The following is a 17,622-nucleotide window of genomic DNA, read 5'->3' as shown; positions in this document are numbered from 1 at the left end:
TAACAATTCAATTTCCGCCTATGCTTTGGCAAAAGCAAGCTGTTTTTTGCTAATAATTGACTGAATTTTGACTCAATTGGGCCTCAACTATAGTCTTAACAGCTCAATATTGTGTTATTTGGTGAAAAGTTGTATAATAGCTATATGTCAACTGAAAGACATAATGCTAGCCACCCCCTAAAAATAGCCCTGGATTAGGATGCAATCGATTTCTAAAAGTGATTTCTACAATCGGTTGACTACAGCTTTTTTAGGAATTTTTAAAGACCACATTCCTCTCAATTGTCCCAGTCCAAAACCTCTTGCCAAATCATTCGGATAAAGAGAATCTATTTTATCTAAAAGCTCTACTTCTATATCATTCTTCACCTCGCCATGGCATGCCAAACAAAATTCCGAAGGGATAACAATTGCCTTAGTATAAAGTAAAATATCTCCGCCTTCAATTTTTTGAATATTCGGCTCATTTTCTCTGCTGTTTTCTACATTATATTGATATGCATCTAGGATTTGAGATTCCTCTGCTGTTGGCAGGTTAGCTTGATTCCTTGCACGGAAAGAAGTTCTACGGATTTGCACACCATATTTCTCACTTAGCTCGCTGACAATCGGCGCTGCATTTACATTACAAAAACTAATAGCACCTCCAAACCCTTTTTCTTCAACTGCTTTGTGTAGGCTGGACATTAATTGTTGTTGCGCTACGGTACTTATGGAGTCTCCCCAAATCAATGCTTCTTGCGTAATTTGGGCTTCTGAAAGTTTTTTTGCTTCCATTGAATTATTCACTTTGTCAAATACCTCTTTGGAAATACGCTCTCGAGGGCCACAGGAAACCAGAAAAACAATGGCCAAAAGAAAATATGGGAAATGCTTCATGAGATTGAGTAGTATAGGGAGATAAATTTACTAATCATTATTGGCTTTTTATTTAAGCTGCCAGAAACCCTCCAAGTTAATTCGTCCAAGTGGCAAGGATCACTTTGAGAAGACTTTAAATAACTTATTTTTGTTTTATTCAATTATGAAGATGCAAAAAATCGTAGGTCTGTTTTTTTTAGGGATGCTGCTTAGCACGCAGCTTTTTTCCCAAACTTGGGCCAGAATGCAAAGCTGGGGCCTTGACCTTGAAGCCATTATCTGGGTGGATGAAAATGTAGGGTACAGCGTTGGTGAAAACCTGATAATTAAAACAGCAGATGGCGGTACTACTTGGCAAGAATTGCAGGTAAGTTATGAGGGAAAACTTCTTGATGTAGCCTTTTGGGATGAAAGTACAGGAGTTGCAGTGGGAGAGAATGGCTTAATTCTGAAAACTCAAGACGCTGGAAATTCTTGGGCTTCAATTCCATCAGGAATTACACAATCCTTGAAAAATGTAGAAATAGCTTCTGAGAATAAAATACTCGCAATTTCCGAAGGGGGCCAAATTCTCGTCTCTAACAATAAAGGAGAAACTTGGGCACAGCAAACTTCTGGGACTACCCAGAGCTTGAATGACCTCAGCTTTGTCAATACTGACACTGCCTATATAGCCGGGGATCAGGGTGTGATTTTGAGAACATATAATGGAGGTAGCCAATGGTCCACATTGAATTCTGGCCTCTCCTCAAATCTACAAGGAATTGTTTTTTCCACACCTTTAATAGGCTATGCCGTCGGAGACGCTGGAATTATTCTGAAGACTTTGGATGGTGGAGAAAACTGGGTGCCTCAAAATTCGCCAGTAACCACTGATTTGAAGAAAGTCGCTATTAGCCCTTTAGATAATCGTATTGTTGCAATTGTAGGGGGTTCGGCCACCGCGCTCCGTTCTACTAATTCTGGAGCAACATTTGGAAAAGCAAATCTAGGCACCACGAACATCAGAAATGTCAAAGGTTTACATTTTAAGCCTGCTAGCAATCTAGTATATGCAGTTGGACAGGATGGCTACATGATTTCTTCAACTAATGCCGGAAGTAGCTATACCCAGCGACTGGCAGGTATCCGAAATGATTTCTCTGGAATTGATTTTAAAACAGATCGGGTAGGACACATTATCGGCCAGCAAGGTGCCGTTTATGTGACCTCCAATGGAGCCACCACTGTTGTTTCCAGACCAATTAATGAGCCTCTAGATTTGGTGGGATTAGATTACTGGAATAACTCTTTTGGCTATGTAGGGTCAAACGCAGGTAAAATATTCAGAACATCAAACAGCGGATCTACTTGGGTTCCTGTGCCAGCTCAAACTGCAGAAACCATTACTGGATTTTACCTATTCGCCCCCTCTGTTTTATATGTCACCGGTACCAATGGCTATATAGCCAGATCATTTGACTCCGGCGGAACTTGGGATGCAGCTGGAATTCAAACGAACACCACTGAAAACTTACGAGACGTTACTTATTTTGATTATCAGGTAGGGTTTGCCATGGGTGATAATGGGCAAATCAGCTGGACAAATGGAGGAAATACTTGGGAAAATCTTCCAAAGTTGACATCAGAAAATTTAAATGCGCTTTCAAAATTAGATTCTTCCACTGCCATAATAGTAGGCGATGCTGGGGTTATTCTCAAGTCTGAGGATATGGCAAAAACCTGGCGAAAGATTGATGTTCCCTATACTGAGAATTTCACTTCAGTAGACTTTTGGGATAAATACCTGGGATTTATATCAGGAGAAAATGGCTTGATTTTGCAGACAAAAGACGGAGGAGAATCTTGGATACAAATTCCAACAGGTACAGGTCGAAACCTTTCCGGAGTAAGTGTAGGAACTCCGACTGTTGCCTTTGCCGTGGGAGATGATGGGACAATTTTGAGGTATGAATGTATTCAACCTACCGATCTTTCGGAGATTATCGGAGAAGGTCAACTTTGCCAAACGATAGGGCAATATGCGATAACAGATGCTGCTATTCCCGGCGCCCAACTCGTCTGGCGTGTAGATGGAGGAGAAATTATTTCAGGTCAAGGTACCTCTGAGATAGAGGTGTTGTGGAATACACCTGGAAGAAATGGGGTATTTGTGAGCATGGAGAATTTTTGCGGAAATGGAAGTACATCTTCTCTGGAAGTTATTGTGTCTGCTAGTCCAACATCAACTATTCAGATATCAGGAAATGGCTCTGTTTGTATGGAAGATGTCGAGCTTTACTCTGTCCCAAATCAACCGGGTATAACTTATACATGGGAGATAAACGGAGGGGAAATTACTCAAGGGCAAGGTACTTCTCAAATTCATGTAAAATGGAATACTTCCGGAAGTCAAAGGATAGCTTTGATCCAAGAAAATCAATGTGGAAAGGCTGATCCAGTGGAAAAGCCTATAAGCGTAAATATTCCGCCAGAATCAGCCCGGAGAAATACAAGGTGAGATACAAACTGGGCTTTGGCAAGTAGAATATTCTGTTCCAATTCAGGAATCTGTAAATTTCAAATGGAGTATTTCAAATGAAGGAGGATCAATTCTGCAAGGGCAAGGAACTGAAAAAGTTACTGTCCTTTGGGAAAAGGAAGGAGATTTTCAGCTTAGTGTGACTCCTGAAAATGCATGCAATAATGGAGTAGCCAGAATCTTAAATGTCAATGTAAATGTGATTACTGCCTTGCCGGAGAAAGAGGATTTGAATGTAAACATTTTCCCAAATCCTTCTTCAGGAGCAATTAAAGTGCAATTGGGAGCTGGTAATTATAAGAGCATCCAAGTCATAAATGCCTTTGGACAAATCATCCAATCAATCGATTTAGCAAATGGCACAAAGGAAATCACGCTGGAAAATCTGCCTAGGGGAATGAATTTGATCCAGCTCCATACTGAATCAAGTGTAGTAATCAGGAAAGTGATTGTTAATTAATTGGGCTAAAGGCCGAAAATTATTGCTCTCCGCGAATGTTAACATATTGGAAAATATCCCCCACAGTGGAGTTTTTCACGAATGCTTTTTTCAAGATAGCCTCAGGGAAATATCCGGCTTTCTCCAATACATTCATGGATTGGCCATTGAAATCATAGACTTGAGCAAAGATTCGCTCAATGTCAAACTTCTCAAAAATGTACTTAGTGTAAAGTTTTACAGCTTCAGTAGCGATTCCCTTTCCCCAAAAAGGCTCACCTACCCAGAATCCTAATTCCATATTGGTGCGGAGCTCATCTTTCCCTCTATCTGATCCCACTGATCCAGCTAGCCTTCCTTCAAACTCCACAGCAAAATTTTGTGGAGGGTTATATTTTTGATTGTGCTCTATCCAGTGACGAGCATCATGAATCGTATAAGGCTGAGGATAACTGTCCTTCAGATTCATTGCAATCTTGGGATTATTGGCCAAAGGATAGAGTTGGTGAAAATGAGCCTCATTCCAGGTCACTAATCTTATTTCTCTTTCTCCGGTGATAATCATAAAAGTCTGATGGTTAATTCTTCAAGATAATAGGCTAATCGCAGAATCAATAAAATTCAAGAGTAATTTATACAATTCTTAAGCCTAATCTTCTAATCCGCTGGTATTCATTCGATCAAGATTTTCTGCAAATCGCAGAGCGGATATAAAATCCTCAATATGTCCATCCATTACCTCGGGGAGGTTATACACAGTTTTATTGATTCTATGATCCGTAACTCTTGATTGAGGGTAGTTGTAGGTTCTGATCTTGTCCGATCTGTCCCCGGAGCCAACCATAGATTTACGCTGTGCCCCTACTGCATCGTTGTGTTTGGCAAGCTCAATTTCATATAGCCTTGATCTCAATACTTTCAGTGCTTTCTCGAAGTTTTTGATCTGGGACTTTTCATCCTGACAGGTTACAATCAATCCTGATGGTTCGTGGGTTAAACGAACAGCGGAGTAGGTAGTGTTCACTGATTGTCCACCAGGGCCAGAAGAACAGTATGTATCCTTTCGGACATCATTCATGTCGATATTTACTTCTACTTCATCCATCTCTGGTAAAACCGCCACAGATGCTGCCGAAGTATGAACTCTCCCTTGGGATTCCGTAGCCGGTACGCGTTGTACTCTGTGCACTCCAGATTCGTACTTCATCCGCCCATATACGTCATCTCCGCCTGAGATGGTGGCGATGATTTCTTTGTATCCTCCAGCAGAGCCAAAAGTCAAATCCAATACGGTCAGCTTTAAATTTTGCATTTCGCAGAAGCGCTCGTACATACGGAATAAATCGCCAGCAAAAATGGATGCTTCATCACCTCCGGCACCACCTCTAATCTCAAGGATACAATCTTTCGCATCATTGGGATCCTTAGGTATTAAAAGCTGCTTCAATTCATTCTCAAGCTCTTCTTTCTTTGGTCGTAATTCGTCTAGCTCTGCTTTGGCCATTTCTCTGAAATCAGGATCTTTTTCCTTATCCAATAGCTCCTTTGAACTAGCAATATTTTGCAGTACTAAGCTGTATTCATTGTAGACATTTACAATTTTTTCCAAGTCCTTATATTCCTTGGTTAGTTTGGTGTACTTGCTCATATCGGCCATAGACTCAGGCATAATGATCAATTGACCTACTTCTTCGAAACGTTCTTTGATTGATTGTAATTTGTCTAGCATAGTATTTTTTTCGCTGCGCAAAAGTAGGCAAATTTATCCGGAGGCAGAAAATACATCCTAAGTAATAAATTTGAAAAGGAGTAGCGTTTTATACTACCAAATCGTCTCAGAGCTATGAAACAGGTTCCGGTTTTACTCATTTTAATAATTTCCCTTTTTACCATGGCTTGTGAAAAGGAAGAGCCTAATAAGAGCTGCATTGACAAAGACAAAATTAGGGAAGGGCCTTGCACTTTGGAATATGTTCCAGTTTGTGGATGTGATGGCAAAACCTATGGGAATGCTTGCGCTGCTGATATGGCAGGTGTTACTTCTTGGACTTTAGGTGCATGTAATTAAAGAAGGCTGTCCGATTGGACAGCCTTTTATGTTATTCTACAGTTACAGATTTAGCCAAATTCCTAGGCTGATCTACGTTACAACCTCTCATCACTGCTATGTGATAAGAAAGTAGCTGAAGAGGAACCACAGCCACTAGAGGAGCAAAGGCCTCGTGAGTTTCAGGAATTTCAATCACATGATCAGCAATGGCTTTTACCTGCGTATCTCCTTCGGTAACAACTGCGATCACTTTTCCTTTTCGAGCTTTCACTTCTTGGATGTTGCTTACCACTTTTTCATAGGAACTATCCTTAGTTGCTATGAAGAAAACTGGCATTTCCTCATCAATTAAGGCGATCGGCCCATGTTTCATTTCTGCTGCTGGATATCCTTCTGCATGGATATAAGATATTTCTTTCAGCTTTAACGCTCCTTCTAGCGCTACCGGGAAATTATACCCTCTACCTAGGTAAAGTGCATTTCTCACATCCTTGTATTCCTCTGCGATATATTTGATTGCCTCATTAGATTTTAACGCTTGCTCAACTTTTCCTGGAATTGCCTCAAGTTCGTATAGAAGCTGAATGTATTTGCTCTCTGTTAACGTACCTCTTTGATAGCCAAGTTTAAGCGCCATCATAGCTAAAATAGAAATCTGAGCGGTAAAAGCTTTGGTGGAAGCTACGCCAATCTCAGGTCCGGCGTGAGTATAGCAACCTGCATGGGTAGCTCTAGGAATGGATGAGCCTACTACGTTACAAACTCCAAAAATTGTGGCTCCTTTTGATTTGGCAAGCTCAATTGCGGCCAAAGTATCTGCTGTCTCCCCAGATTGAGAGATCGCAATTACAAAGTCTTTTTCTCCTATAACTGGATTTCTATACCTGAATTCTGAAGCATATTCCACTTCGACAGGTACTCGGGCAAATTCCTCGAATAAATATTCAGCGACTAGTCCAGCATGCCAAGAAGTACCGCAGGCAGTGATGATAATCCGCTCAGCGTTTTGGAATTTATTCATATAATCCCGCAAACCTCCAAGCACTAAACGCCCTGCTTTAGCATCCAAGCGACCTCTTAAGCAATCCGCGATTGACTTGGGTTGCTCATAGATCTCCTTCATCATGAAATGCTCGTATCCACCTTTTTCGATGGCTTCCAGCTCCATTTCCAGTTTATTGATGTAAGGATTGGTTTCTACATTCTCTATATTCTTTATAAGAAGGCGATTATTACGGATTACTGCGATTTCAAAATCATCCAGATAAATCACTTTGTTCGTGTACTCCACTATTGGGGTAGCATCTGATGCTAAGAAATATTCATCTTCACCTACCCCAATTACCAAGGGGGAACCTTTTCTTGCTGCAATAAGTGTGTCGGGCTCATCCTGATTGATTAGTACAATCGCATATGCCCCGACTACTTTGTGAAGCGCAAGTCTAAGAGCCTCCTCTAGGCTACAATGATTGTTTAATTGAATGTCTTCAATAAACTTAATAAATACTTCAGTATCTGTATCTGATTGGAAGGTGTATCCTTTTTTGGACAAGTCTTTCTTTAGAACCTCGTAGTTTTCAATGATTCCATTATGAATCATTGCAATTTTTTGTGAAGATCCGCAGTGTGGGTGAGCATTTACATCATTAGGCTCTCCGTGAGTAGCCCAGCGCGTATGGCCAATTCCAATTTTGGATTCTAAATTGGAGGAGCTGTGTAGAACTTTTTCTAATTGAGCTACTTTACCCTTCTTTTTATAGACAGTAAGGCCTTTATCATCTAATAGTGCAACACCTGAGCTATCGTAGCCCCGATATTCTAATCTTTTAAGTCCTTTGATAATAATAGGTAAAGCTTCTTGCTGTCCTACGTAGGCTACAATTCCACACATAAATAAAAATTCTTTCTGTTTGTTTGAACTTCGACAAAGAAACAGCTTTCGTGCCATAAAAAAAATCCACTTCCTGTAAATTAGAAAGTGGATTGAGTGTTCTTTATTAAAATACCTCTGCTACCTGGATCTAGAGTAAATCACTTTAACCTTTATTTTATTGTTGTTTACTACAAACTGGCTTAACGATTTTCTAAATGGATCACTACTGGTGTTAAGTTTTCCGCTTATATAACCTCCATAAATTAGCCAATCTTTCCTTGTGAGATCACCTCTAAATAACGCATTCACATGTGAGGTGATTAGCTCACTATATTGTTTGGACTCAGTATCATAAAAAACCCTTGCCGGAGCATTTACATTTAATGTTTGATCTCCGTTTTCATTTGTAAATACCTGAGGCTGACCTTCTGCCTGTACGGTATAATAATTCCCAGAGCTGTTCTCTAGAAAATCATTGGTATTGTCAGTAAAATAAATTGATAAATAAGTTGGCTGACTTTGCTCATCGGCAAACGGCTCAATTTCTCCAAGTTCAAGAAGTACCTGATTGAAAGTTACTCCTGAAAGTGTATCCAAAAACTCATCAAACGGACTGGTATCCAATTTGATAACCATCCCAAGATTTGATTTTATTCCCACTAAAGGGCCAATATTGTAAGCGGTTTTTGTTTCAGTAACTGAGGAAGTTGGTGTGCCGCTTCGATCACTTTTCACTCCGTTGAAGCTTCTGGAAGAGGCTGTGGTAATATTATAAAGGGTAGAAGTAGTATCTCCATCATAGTGGTAGTAAATCTTCAGTCCAGTAGAACTACCCACACCCACTCCTATCGAAGAATTGTCTCCTTTTCTAGCTTTTACAGCTATTCCTGGGAAATAGTCACGGAAGCTAAAGAGATCATTGAATTCAACACCAGTTTTCATTTTGCTGAAAATTTCTTCTGCAAAAGGTTCTTCCACTTGAAAAGACGCAAGGGAATCTGTCGCCTCTCCAAATACAATTTCTCCAGATGAAAACGGGCTAGCCTCATAGGAAAGCTCATCAAAATTGTAATACAGCGTATCCAATATTGGCTCAGTTAGCTTATGGATGGAGAAATATTTCGGTTCATCTAAGTTAGCTCCATCTACACTCAAAATATTGAGATCAAAATGAATAGAATCCAGAATAGCGTCCATTTCTGGTCTATCAGCAGATGAATTAATGTACAATCTAGAATAGCCGGTTCCAGAGGTTTTACCAAAGAAATCATCTTCCTCTTCTCCTACTACCAGTACAGACTGATTTGTAGTATTAAAAGAATCCAGTAATACTACCGTAGCAGGAAGCTCAAACTCCTCGAAAACAACACCGATTTGGTTGTTTCCGGGAGCAAGCTCAATGCCTACAGTGGCAGGGTCACTACATGAACTAATAAGGATAAGGGACGCGATTGCGCCAAAAGCCAGATTAACCGGCGAGATTCGTGTAAATATCGAACAGCTCTTCGTGAGCTTGTGCTTCTGATTCTGCTTCAATGCTGATGTCAAACTTCTTGTCTTTTGAGAAATCCTCGATTAGTTGGTTTAATTCTGCGGAAACTTCACCGCCTTTGACTACCAAGTCAGCATACTCCATGCCCATCTTGATAAATCCTGTAAAGTCTTTGCTCTTCAAAGGTGCTAAAATAGCGTCATCTATATCCACCATCTTAACCTTGTTTAACAAATCATCGCCAAAGGTATGAGAAAATCCGTTGTTGTAGATCGCAAATACAGACTTCGTGTCTTTAAATAAAGGCTCGCTCTTGTAAGTGGTCTTCAAATACATCGGGATCAAGCTGGTCATCCAGTCGTTACAATGCACGATATCCGGGGCCCAACCAAGTTTTTTCACTGTTTCAATTACGCCTTTGCAGAAGAAAATAGCTCGCTCATCATTGTCCTCATAGAACTTTTGCTGCTTGTCATGGAATACATGCTTCCGCTGGAAATAATCTTCGTTGTCTATGAAGTAAACTTGAAGTTTTGCATTTGGAATGGAAGCTACTTTAATCACCAAAGGTTTTTCCTCTTCTCCTACCGCAATATTAATTCCTGACAATCTCACTACCTCGTGAAGTCTATTCTTTCGCTCGTTGATCAGGCCGAATCTTGGAACCAAAATTCTAATCTCCATTCCACGCTCTTGCATAGCTTGAGGAAGGGATCTTAAGAAATTGGCGACTTCTGATGTTTGGAGAAAAGGGTTGATTTCACTGGCAACGTAGAGGATACGTAATTTGGACATGTTTATTGGATTTTAATGTTGAAGGTGAAAAAACAACTGCGCAAAGATAATAAAAAAAGCCTTAATAGCCTTGTTTTGTTGAATAATAATATACATTTGCCCCTATTTACCCATACTAAACCCTCTTCCAGTGCATATAGTCTATACTGGCGCCGATTGGCAAAAATACTGGCTTAATTCCCTTAAAAGCGATAAAACAATAGGTTTGGTCCCAACGATGGGGGCACTTCATGAAGGCCATCTCGACTTAGTAAGAAAAGCCAAGTCAGAAACGGATATTGTAGTCGTTTCCATCTTTGTAAACCCTACACAATTCAATAATCAGGAAGATTATGACAATTATCCAACTACGATAAACGAAGATTTTGATAAACTTAGGAAAGAAAATGTGGACTTTGTTTTCCTGCCAAAAACAGAAACAATTTATCCTGAAAAACCTGAACTGAGCATTAATTTTGGGGACCTGGAGAATGTCTTGGAAGGTGCTTTTCGGCCAGGCCACTTTAACGGAGTCGGGATTATTGTTTCCAAATTATTTAATTTAATCCGGCCTCATAAAGCCTTCTTTGGTCAGAAAGATTTACAGCAAACAGGAATCATTAAGCGATTAGTCAAAGACTTGTCAATGGATGTCCAGTTGGTAATAGTGCCTACCAAAAGAGAGAATGATGGACTGGCCATGTCATCTAGAAATCTGCGTCTTTCCTCCGAAGAAAGAAAGCAAGCATTGATTTTAATTAACAGTTTGGAAAAGGCAAAGCAGGAACTTTTAGCTAGTAAGCCATGGTTTGAGGTCCAGAATCAAATCAATCACGATTTTGAGGAAATGCCTTTGGCTAGTTTGGAATATTTCGAACTGATTCATCCTGAGAGTTTTACAAGATATTCAGCGTTTGATGCAAAACAAAAGTCTTCAATTTGTATTGCGGCCTATCTAGGAAAAATCAGATTAATCGACAACCTTCCAATAATTCCTTAATTTTGCGGCAAAATTAAACCAATGCAAATTCAGGTACTGAAATCCAAAATTCACCGGGTGAAAATTACCCAGGCAGAATTGCACTACGTAGGCTCAATTACCATCGATGAAGATCTGATGGATGCAGCGAATCTAATTGAAAATGAGAAAGTTCAAATCGTCAATGTAAATAATGGCGAACGATTGGAAACGTACGTCATCACTGGCGAAAGAGGGTCTGGGCAAGTATGCCTCAATGGTCCTGCTGCGCGAAAAGCTCAGGTGGGAGATGTTGTAATCATCATTTCTTATGCAGGAATGGAAGTAGAGGAAGCTAAAAAATACAAGCCCGTTTTGATTTTCCCAGACGAGCAAAATAAACTCATCTGATGGGTCCAAAATACATCAAGCAATTTATCCAGGTAGTAATTTCATTAGGAATTGCAATCTGGATTTTTTGGTTTTTGTATAAGGATATAGCCTTTGATTCTCTTATTGACCAGATCAAAACAAGTAATTGGGCTTGGATAGTGTTATCGCTGTCTATTTCAATGCTCGGATACCTAGTGAGAAGTTGGCGGTGGACCCTACTGATTGATGCGGAAGAAGGTAAGAAGGTCTCAGTTTCCCGTGCTTATCATGCAGTAATGATTGGTAATCTAGTCAATATGCTTATTCCCCGGGCTGGAGAAGTAGCCAGATGTGGTGTACTCACCCGGACGAATGGAATTTCTGTCGGGTATTTGATAGGTACTGTCATCGTGGAGCGCAGTGTTGATTTGCTTTGCCTTGTTTCGGTAATTTTGTTAGCATTTCTTGTCGAACAAGAGTTGTTTTTAAACCTTGCCAGTCAGCTTATTTCGATTGATACTTTGGCTGAACAGTTAGTTTCAAATCTTCCCATAGTCATAGGAGGGTTAGCAATTCTTTTGCTTTTGGTTATCTATATTCTCAAGAGATTTCGTGATCATGGACTAATCAATAAACTGCAACATTTTTTCAGAGAAATCCTTTCTGGTCTCAAACGAATAGGGACTCTGGCCAACCCTGCCGGATTTTGGATCAGCTCAATTCTACTCTCGATGATTTATTTTTTAACTATGTACACGATTGCTTTTGGAATACCAAGTACTGCCAATTTGTCTCATGGAGAAGTCCTGTTAGTCATGGTAATGGGCAGTATTGGCATGGTAGCGCCTGTCCAAGGTGGTATAGGTACCTTTCATGCGCTAGTGGCCTTCATTTTGATACAGTTAGGTATATCGGAAATAGATGGAAAAATATTTGCAGCTATTATCCACGGTACACAGGTTCTTCTTGTATTAGGTGCAGGACTTATAAGTTGGTTAATTATGATAAAATTACCCTCTTGGATTAAACCTGAAGAAGTATAACACGTAATCAACTCTGCTAACATTATATCTTATGATACTTATCTTAATTGTAGTCGTTTTCGCCATTGCCGGATTTGTGGTAAGTAGAAAACTCAAAAGTAAATTTGCTAAATACTCACAAGTTGCCCTTAAGGCCAACTTGTCCGGAGCAGAAATCGCTAAGCTGATGCTTGCTGACCACAACATCTCAGATGTCCAGGTTCATGCTGTAGAGGGTCAGTTGACAGACCATTATAATCCTGCAAACAAAACTGTAAATCTAAGCCCTGATGTGTATTATGGAAGAAATGCTGCTGCCGCTGCAGTTGCATCCCATGAGTGTGGACACGCTGTACAACATGCCACATCCTATACTTGGCTTAACCTGAGGTCGACGCTTGTCCCGCTTCAAAACAGTGCTGGAAAGATCCTGAATATTGTCTTGATTGCTTCTTTATTTGGCGGATTTGCTTTAGGCCTACCTTACGAATGGGTTGGTTTTATAGTTGTAGGTGCATATAGCATAATGACACTTTTCACTATTGTAACCTTGCCAGTTCACGAGTTTGATGCGAGCAATCGGGCTTTGGCTTGGATCAAAACTAGAAATATTGTTACCCCTGATGAATATACGATGTCCAAAGATGCGCTTAAATGGGCTGCAATGACCTACGTGGTGGCAGCATTAGCTTCTATGGCCACTTTAGCTTATTACATTTTCGTCTTCTTTGGTAATCGGGATTGATACAGATCAAATAAAATTTTGGAAGAGGGGCAAAGATTGTCCCTCTTTTTTTTTTGCCATATATTCAATGCAGATAGCTAAACCCAAAGAGATAATCATGCATTTTGAATTAACAGAAGAGCATCGCGCAGTCCAAGAAGCTGCGAGAGATTTTGCTAAAAATGAATTACTTCCAGGAAAAGTAATAGAACGAGATATTGAATGCAGATTTCCAGTAGAAGAAATCAAAAAAATGGGAGAACTCGGCTTCATGGGAATGATGGTCGATCCAAAATATAGTGGAGGTGGAATGGATACTGTTTCATACGTCATTGCGATGGAAGAACTATCTAAGATTGATGCCTCAGCATCAGTAGTCATGTCTGTAAATAATTCCTTAGTATGTTGGGGAATGGAAAAATATGCTTCCGAAGCCCAAAAGGAGAAAATCTGTAAGCCTTTAGCATCAGGTCAGAAGCTGGGAGCTTTTGCGCTTTCGGAGCCAGAAGCAGGATCGGATGCTACTTCGCAGAAAACAGAAGCTTATTTAGATGGGGACCACTACATCTTGAATGGAACTAAAAACTGGATTACGAATGGATCAAAAGCTGATACCTACTTAGTTTTTGCCCAAACGGATCATAGCAAAGGGCACAAAGGAATTTCCGTTTTTATTGTTGAAAAAGGCTGGGAAGGTTTTACTTCAGGTCATAAAGAAGATAAACTTGGCATCAGGGCTTCCGACACCACCTCATTGATGTTTACTGATGTGAAAGTGCCAGTCGAGAATCGAATCGGTGACGAAGGATTTGGTTTCAAATACGCTATGGAAACCTTAAATGGAGGCAGGATTGGAATTGCTGCACAGGCACTTGGAATTGCAGCAGGAGCTTATGAGTTTGCTTTGGCGTATTCCAAAGAGCGAAAGACATTTGGTAAGCCAATCAGTCAGCACCAGGCTATACAATTTAAACTAGCTGATATGGCTACTACAATAGAAGCAGCTAGACTTTTGGTGTACAAAGCAGCCTGGCTCAAAGATCAAGGACAAGATTATTCTCACGCCTCTGCCATGGCCAAACTCTACGCATCTCAGGTAGCGATGGACGTGAGTATTGAAGCTGTTCAGATACATGGAGGTTATGGTTATGTGAGAGAGTACCATGTAGAACGACTGATGAGGGACGCTAAAATCACCCAGATTTATGAAGGTACTTCGGAAATTCAGAAAATAGTCATATCCCGAGGTATTCTCCGGTAAAAACTATTTTATTCAGAAAAGGGTATAGTTAAATAAAACTATGCCCTTTTTTGTTTTTTTAACACCATCTATACAAAACCTATGAATATTCATTAATAAAATTATATTTTTGTTATTCTGTTTTTTTAATAATTATTCATGGAATATTACAACAAGGTGATCGAATCGGTCAATGTGAGGTTCATTAGAGGGAGTAACTTCAGCGTCGAAAAACCTATTTCAGTAAATGATTATGCTGAATCTGATAATACGTTGATTCTACTTCACCATGGTACACTTAAGTTTGGAGAGGACCAAGAATTACTTAACGAAGGAGAAGTACTCTTTTTGCCTGCGGATCAAAAAACCAAACTTACATTGGGAGGAGGGTCAAAAAAAGGTGAAATCTCTAAAGAGCAATTTCAGGAGAATAAGAGAAAGTACTTGCAGAGTATTAGTTTCAGGGATATAAAAAGTACAGAAGACGATTGTATTTCTATTCTTGGTTTTGAATCTAAAGTCTTTGATGTAGTAAACTTTTTTAATTCACTGGATATTCCTCCATTTATTATTCGGTTTAACGATCGTTTGGCGACAATAATTGAGGATCTGATGAAAGAAGTGGAAGTCAGTAACGTCGGTAGAGTGAGCGCTGAAATCCCACACGGAATTACTAGTCATCGAGCTACTTCGTCACATTCTCAAAAACAGGTTGTTTCTCAGAAACTTCAACCAATGCTACTTACTTCAAAGACCCACGATTGATTGATTTGTTCAATTTTATCAAGACTAACTTGGGAGGTGATTTATCCAATAAGATTCTCGCTAAAGTTGCCAATGTTTCTGAAGACTACGTAGGTCAGTATTTCAAAATGCTTACTGGAATTAATCCTCAGGACTATATCGAATACCAGCGTATGGAAGCTGCAGTGGAGCTCTTGAGAACTACTAAAAAATCCATCAGAGACATAGGCAAAGAAGTTGGCTACAAAGACACAGCTTATTTCTGCCGTAGATTTAAAATGATGTATGGAGTTCCAGCCGGAAAAATGAGAAGAAGAGAGTCGCTAATTAACGTTTAACGACAAGTTTAGAAGCACCTTATAATCTAAGACCTTAGCTAAAAAGCTAGGCTCTTTTTCTATTGCATTACCTATCACCAACAGATCAGCCCCGCTTTCGTAGGCATTTTTCACTTTTTCTAATGAATCCAATCCTCCGCCGACAATAATTGGTTTTTTGGTTACCGATTTTACTGCTTTTATCACTGCGGGTGACACGGGTGATTTGGCTCCACTCCCGGCATCCATATAGAAATACTTCATTCCTAAATAGTGGCCTGCAAGGGCTGTTGCTTTAGCAAGATTAGGCTTAGAATTAGGTAAAGGAATTGTTTGAGTCACATACTGTACACTAGTGATTTCACCCTCATTTACCAGCATGTAGGCGGTAGGAAGAGCCTCCAAGTTCATTTTTTTAATGATAGGCGCAGCTAAGACTTGTTGTCCGATTAAGTATTCGGGGTTTCTACCTGAAATTAGTGAAAGAAATAAAATAGCATCTGCCTCCTCCGCAAGCTGCATTTCAAGATCCAGGAAAAATTACTACAGGGATTTCTCCGGCGATTTGTTTCACAGAGAGGACTACCTCCCGAAAATTATCCCGACTAAGCGTGCTTCCACCCACAAAAATCAAATCCAAATAAGAATCCTTAACCCAGTCAAATTTTTCTTTGAAAAGCGTAGGGTTGATAATTTTGTCTGGGTCAACCAACCAAGCCAGTCCTTTGGTACCTGAGCTATTAAGGTCCTTAAGAATTTTACTGACTTTCTTCTTCAGTTGTGACATCTTCTGAATGAGTAGCAAATAGATTTGGAAGAAACTTCTCTTTTGCAAAAGCGAGCCCTAAAATAAATAATCTTTGTCCTATGCTAGGCCAAAAGGATGATTTAGAGCCTTCTGTAAGTTTTTTCTCAATTTCCTTCGTAAGCAAACCTTCTCGTTCGAGTACTTCTAGAGCCTCATCTGTTTTCCGGTCTCTGCGTTTTTTACGAGTTTGTACAATTGCTAAGGCTATCAAACCACCGGCAACCACCATGCCCCCTACTTTTATCCAATCTCCAGATTCAGCTTTAAACAATTCTAATTGTCGTGCTAGCGTTTGCTCAAGCTCCTTTTCCTTATTTTTCAAGTCCTTATTCATCTCCCTTAAGCTTTTTGAATAATCTAGTCCTAAAAACAAAGCTCTTCATTCCCTTTTGTATTTTTTCTTGTGTGGGATCATGATCTCTAGCCAAAAATAAAATCAAAAGAACTAGTAAGTAAAGTAATCCTACAAGCAAGAACCCCATATGAGGAGATTCAAAATATTGGCTTAAGAAAAATGCCAAAGATAAACTCAAGAATAAAAGAACCAGCAGGAGACTGCCTCCCATCAATATCAAGAAAATCATTCTTGATAATACACTCGCAAACTGATCTTGAATGTCCAGTTTGACCATGTCAATTTTGGTCTCAACTATCCCTTTGACTGTCTGTACTATTTCTCCGATTTTTAGCATAATTAAAAATTTGTGAGATTTTATTCTTCAAATAGAACACAATATACTTGAATTGAAAGGAGCAAAAAAATTATGCAACCACATCAACTTCCTGCTCCTCGTAGAATTTATATCTCAAAACTAATTCCAATGCAAAGGCGATTGCCTCATTAATTGTGAATTGCTGACAAAGAGACTGATCTATCTCATCTAATCGGCTATAGAATGCAGTAGCAAGCGGAATCTCCATGTCCATGTTAATTCTATCGCTTGTATTTTGAAACTCCGCAGTCTTCTCTTCCTTTAGAACTTTGCAGATAATGAGGTCTTTTTTGCCATACTTGGTTTTTCGGGCCGAGGCTGCAAATAGGCGGCAGATCATGCCTCTTTTGCTGTGATTGCCACAAAAACCTTGTTTACCGTCTGCGGATTGAGGTCTATAAATCACACAGCTAGCACCTTCCTCGAGGCTATCGAGTGATTCTAAAGTTGATTCGGCCAAGCCTTTGGCATAGAGGTCAAAGGCCAATGGCAGAAATTCTAACGGGGAAGCTGGTACTTTGGGATTTGCACAGCAAAAACCACATCCTGACACACAGCCTAATCCACTCTCAGATACAAATTGCTTTGTTTCTGACTCTAGCTCACCGAACACGTCCAGTGTAGCTTGAGATTTTTCAGCGAGATTCATCTCAATATTTCAAATTGTGGCGCAAAAATACACCAGTCTTAGTCGATTGATTCTCGAGAGCTACT

The 17,622-nt window shown here is 39.8% G+C and carries 19 protein-coding genes and 2 pseudogenes; 10 read left to right on the top strand and 11 right to left on the bottom strand.

The window, feature by feature from the left end:
* Nucleotides 1-225: 225 nt before the first annotated feature.
* A complete protein-coding gene (locus AC0L6R_RS23590; protein ID WP_473273385.1) occupies nt 226-879 on the bottom strand; it encodes a Tll0287-like domain-containing protein in 654 nt (217 codons plus the stop codon).
* A gap of 226 nt (nt 880-1,105) precedes the next feature.
* Here AC0L6R_RS23590 and AC0L6R_RS23585 point away from each other — a divergent pair, with 226 nt between their 5' ends.
* From AC0L6R_RS23585 to AC0L6R_RS23575, 3 genes and pseudogenes are all read left to right on the top strand, one after another.
* On the top strand, nt 1,106-3,361 hold the full coding sequence (locus tag AC0L6R_RS23585; protein WP_473273384.1) for a YCF48-related protein: 2,256 nt from the start codon (nt 1,106-1,108) through the stop codon (nt 3,359-3,361).
* A pseudogene (locus AC0L6R_RS23580) lies at nt 3,324-3,512 on the top strand (hypothetical protein); the annotation flags it as partial. The gene AC0L6R_RS23585 and the pseudogene AC0L6R_RS23580, both read left to right, overlap by 38 nt.
* A 9-nt stretch (nt 3,513-3,521) precedes the next feature.
* Nucleotides 3,522-3,842: a T9SS type A sorting domain-containing protein gene (locus AC0L6R_RS23575; RefSeq protein ID WP_473273383.1), complete on the top strand. Its 321-nt coding sequence runs from the start codon at nt 3,522-3,524 to the stop codon at nt 3,840-3,842.
* 19 nt (nt 3,843-3,861) lie between these two features.
* Here AC0L6R_RS23575 and AC0L6R_RS23570 read toward each other — a convergent pair whose 3' ends face one another.
* Both AC0L6R_RS23570 and prfA read right to left on the bottom strand, forming a co-directional pair.
* Nucleotides 3,862-4,386 carry a GNAT family N-acetyltransferase gene (locus AC0L6R_RS23570; RefSeq protein ID WP_283412032.1) on the bottom strand — a complete coding sequence of 175 codons (525 nt, stop codon included), beginning with the start codon at nt 4,384-4,386 and terminating at the stop codon, nt 3,862-3,864.
* Between the two features lie 84 nt (nt 4,387-4,470).
* Nucleotides 4,471-5,550 carry a peptide chain release factor 1 gene (prfA, locus tag AC0L6R_RS23565; RefSeq protein ID WP_283412033.1) on the bottom strand — a complete coding sequence of 360 codons (1,080 nt, stop codon included), beginning with the start codon at nt 5,548-5,550 and terminating at the stop codon, nt 4,471-4,473.
* A 114-nt stretch (nt 5,551-5,664) separates the two neighbouring features.
* On the opposite strand from prfA, the gene AC0L6R_RS23560 reads away from it, so the two are divergent.
* Entirely contained in the window at nt 5,665-5,889 is a 225-nt protein-coding gene (locus AC0L6R_RS23560; protein ID WP_283412034.1) for a Kazal-type serine protease inhibitor family protein, read from the top strand.
* 31 nt (nt 5,890-5,920) lie between these two features.
* On the opposite strand, the gene glmS is transcribed toward AC0L6R_RS23560, so the two are convergent.
* From glmS to AC0L6R_RS23545, 3 genes are all read right to left on the bottom strand, one after another.
* Complete coding sequence (gene glmS, locus AC0L6R_RS23555) at nt 5,921-7,762, bottom strand: glutamine--fructose-6-phosphate transaminase (isomerizing) (RefSeq protein ID WP_283412035.1); 1,842 nt, start codon at nt 7,760-7,762, stop codon at nt 5,921-5,923.
* 120 nt (nt 7,763-7,882) lie between these two features.
* Nucleotides 7,883-9,292, bottom strand: a complete 1,410-nt coding sequence (locus tag AC0L6R_RS23550) for a DUF4270 family protein (protein WP_283412036.1) — start codon at nt 9,290-9,292, stop codon at nt 7,883-7,885.
* Complete coding sequence (locus AC0L6R_RS23545) at nt 9,213-10,031, bottom strand: glycogen/starch synthase (RefSeq protein ID WP_111609750.1); 819 nt, start codon at nt 10,029-10,031, stop codon at nt 9,213-9,215. Before AC0L6R_RS23545 ends, AC0L6R_RS23550 begins: the two co-directional genes overlap by 80 nt.
* A gap of 130 nt (nt 10,032-10,161) precedes the next feature.
* On the opposite strand from AC0L6R_RS23545, the gene panC reads away from it, so the two are divergent.
* The 6 genes and pseudogenes from panC to AC0L6R_RS23515 all read left to right on the top strand — a co-directional run bounded on the left by panC (nt 10,162) and on the right by AC0L6R_RS23515 (nt 15,408).
* Nucleotides 10,162-11,010, top strand: coding sequence for a pantoate--beta-alanine ligase (gene panC, locus AC0L6R_RS23540; RefSeq protein ID WP_473273382.1), 849 nt, complete (start codon nt 10,162-10,164; stop codon nt 11,008-11,010).
* 21 nt (nt 11,011-11,031) lie between these two features.
* A complete protein-coding gene (gene panD / locus AC0L6R_RS23535; protein ID WP_283412038.1) occupies nt 11,032-11,379 on the top strand; it encodes an aspartate 1-decarboxylase in 348 nt (115 codons plus the stop codon).
* Entirely contained in the window at nt 11,379-12,383 is a 1,005-nt protein-coding gene (locus tag AC0L6R_RS23530; protein WP_473273381.1) for a lysylphosphatidylglycerol synthase transmembrane domain-containing protein, read from the top strand. The genes panD and AC0L6R_RS23530 overlap by 1 nt, the downstream gene beginning before the upstream one ends.
* Nucleotides 12,384-12,414: 31 nt before the next feature.
* Complete coding sequence (locus AC0L6R_RS23525) at nt 12,415-13,107, top strand: zinc metallopeptidase (RefSeq protein ID WP_473273380.1); 693 nt, start codon at nt 12,415-12,417, stop codon at nt 13,105-13,107.
* 97 nt (nt 13,108-13,204) lie between these two features.
* Entirely contained in the window at nt 13,205-14,347 is a 1,143-nt protein-coding gene (locus tag AC0L6R_RS23520; RefSeq protein ID WP_473273379.1) for an acyl-CoA dehydrogenase, read from the top strand.
* Nucleotides 14,348-14,485: 138 nt separating this feature from the next.
* Nucleotides 14,486-15,408: pseudogene (locus AC0L6R_RS23515) on the top strand (AraC family transcriptional regulator).
* On the opposite strand, the gene AC0L6R_RS23510 reads toward AC0L6R_RS23515, so the two are convergent.
* The 5 genes from AC0L6R_RS23510 to AC0L6R_RS23490 form a co-directional block, all read right to left on the bottom strand.
* Nucleotides 15,394-15,909, bottom strand: a complete 516-nt coding sequence (locus tag AC0L6R_RS23510; protein ID WP_473273378.1) for a geranylgeranylglyceryl/heptaprenylglyceryl phosphate synthase — start codon at nt 15,907-15,909, stop codon at nt 15,394-15,396. The pseudogene AC0L6R_RS23515 and the gene AC0L6R_RS23510 sit on opposite strands and share 15 nt — an antisense overlap.
* Nucleotide 15,910: 1 nt before the next feature.
* Nucleotides 15,911-16,174 (bottom strand): hypothetical protein, encoded by a 264-nt coding sequence (locus AC0L6R_RS23505; protein ID WP_473273377.1) that lies wholly within the window; start codon nt 16,172-16,174, stop codon nt 15,911-15,913.
* Nucleotides 16,146-16,517, bottom strand: coding sequence for a hypothetical protein (locus AC0L6R_RS23500; protein ID WP_377919241.1), 372 nt, complete (start codon nt 16,515-16,517; stop codon nt 16,146-16,148). Before AC0L6R_RS23500 ends, AC0L6R_RS23505 begins: the two co-directional genes overlap by 29 nt.
* A 4-nt stretch (nt 16,518-16,521) precedes the next feature.
* Nucleotides 16,522-16,887 carry a phage holin family protein gene (locus AC0L6R_RS23495; protein WP_283412045.1) on the bottom strand — a complete coding sequence of 122 codons (366 nt, stop codon included), beginning with the start codon at nt 16,885-16,887 and terminating at the stop codon, nt 16,522-16,524.
* Nucleotides 16,888-16,957: 70 nt separating this feature from the next.
* Nucleotides 16,958-17,557, bottom strand: a complete 600-nt coding sequence (locus tag AC0L6R_RS23490; RefSeq protein ID WP_473273376.1) for a YkgJ family cysteine cluster protein — start codon at nt 17,555-17,557, stop codon at nt 16,958-16,960.
* Nucleotides 17,558-17,622: the final 65 nt, after the last annotated feature.

This window comes from Algoriphagus sp. 10J20-15, from assembly GCF_055809615.1.
Note: the sequence above shows the minus strand (reverse complement) of the source record. Positions and strands in the feature narration are given on the sequence as shown.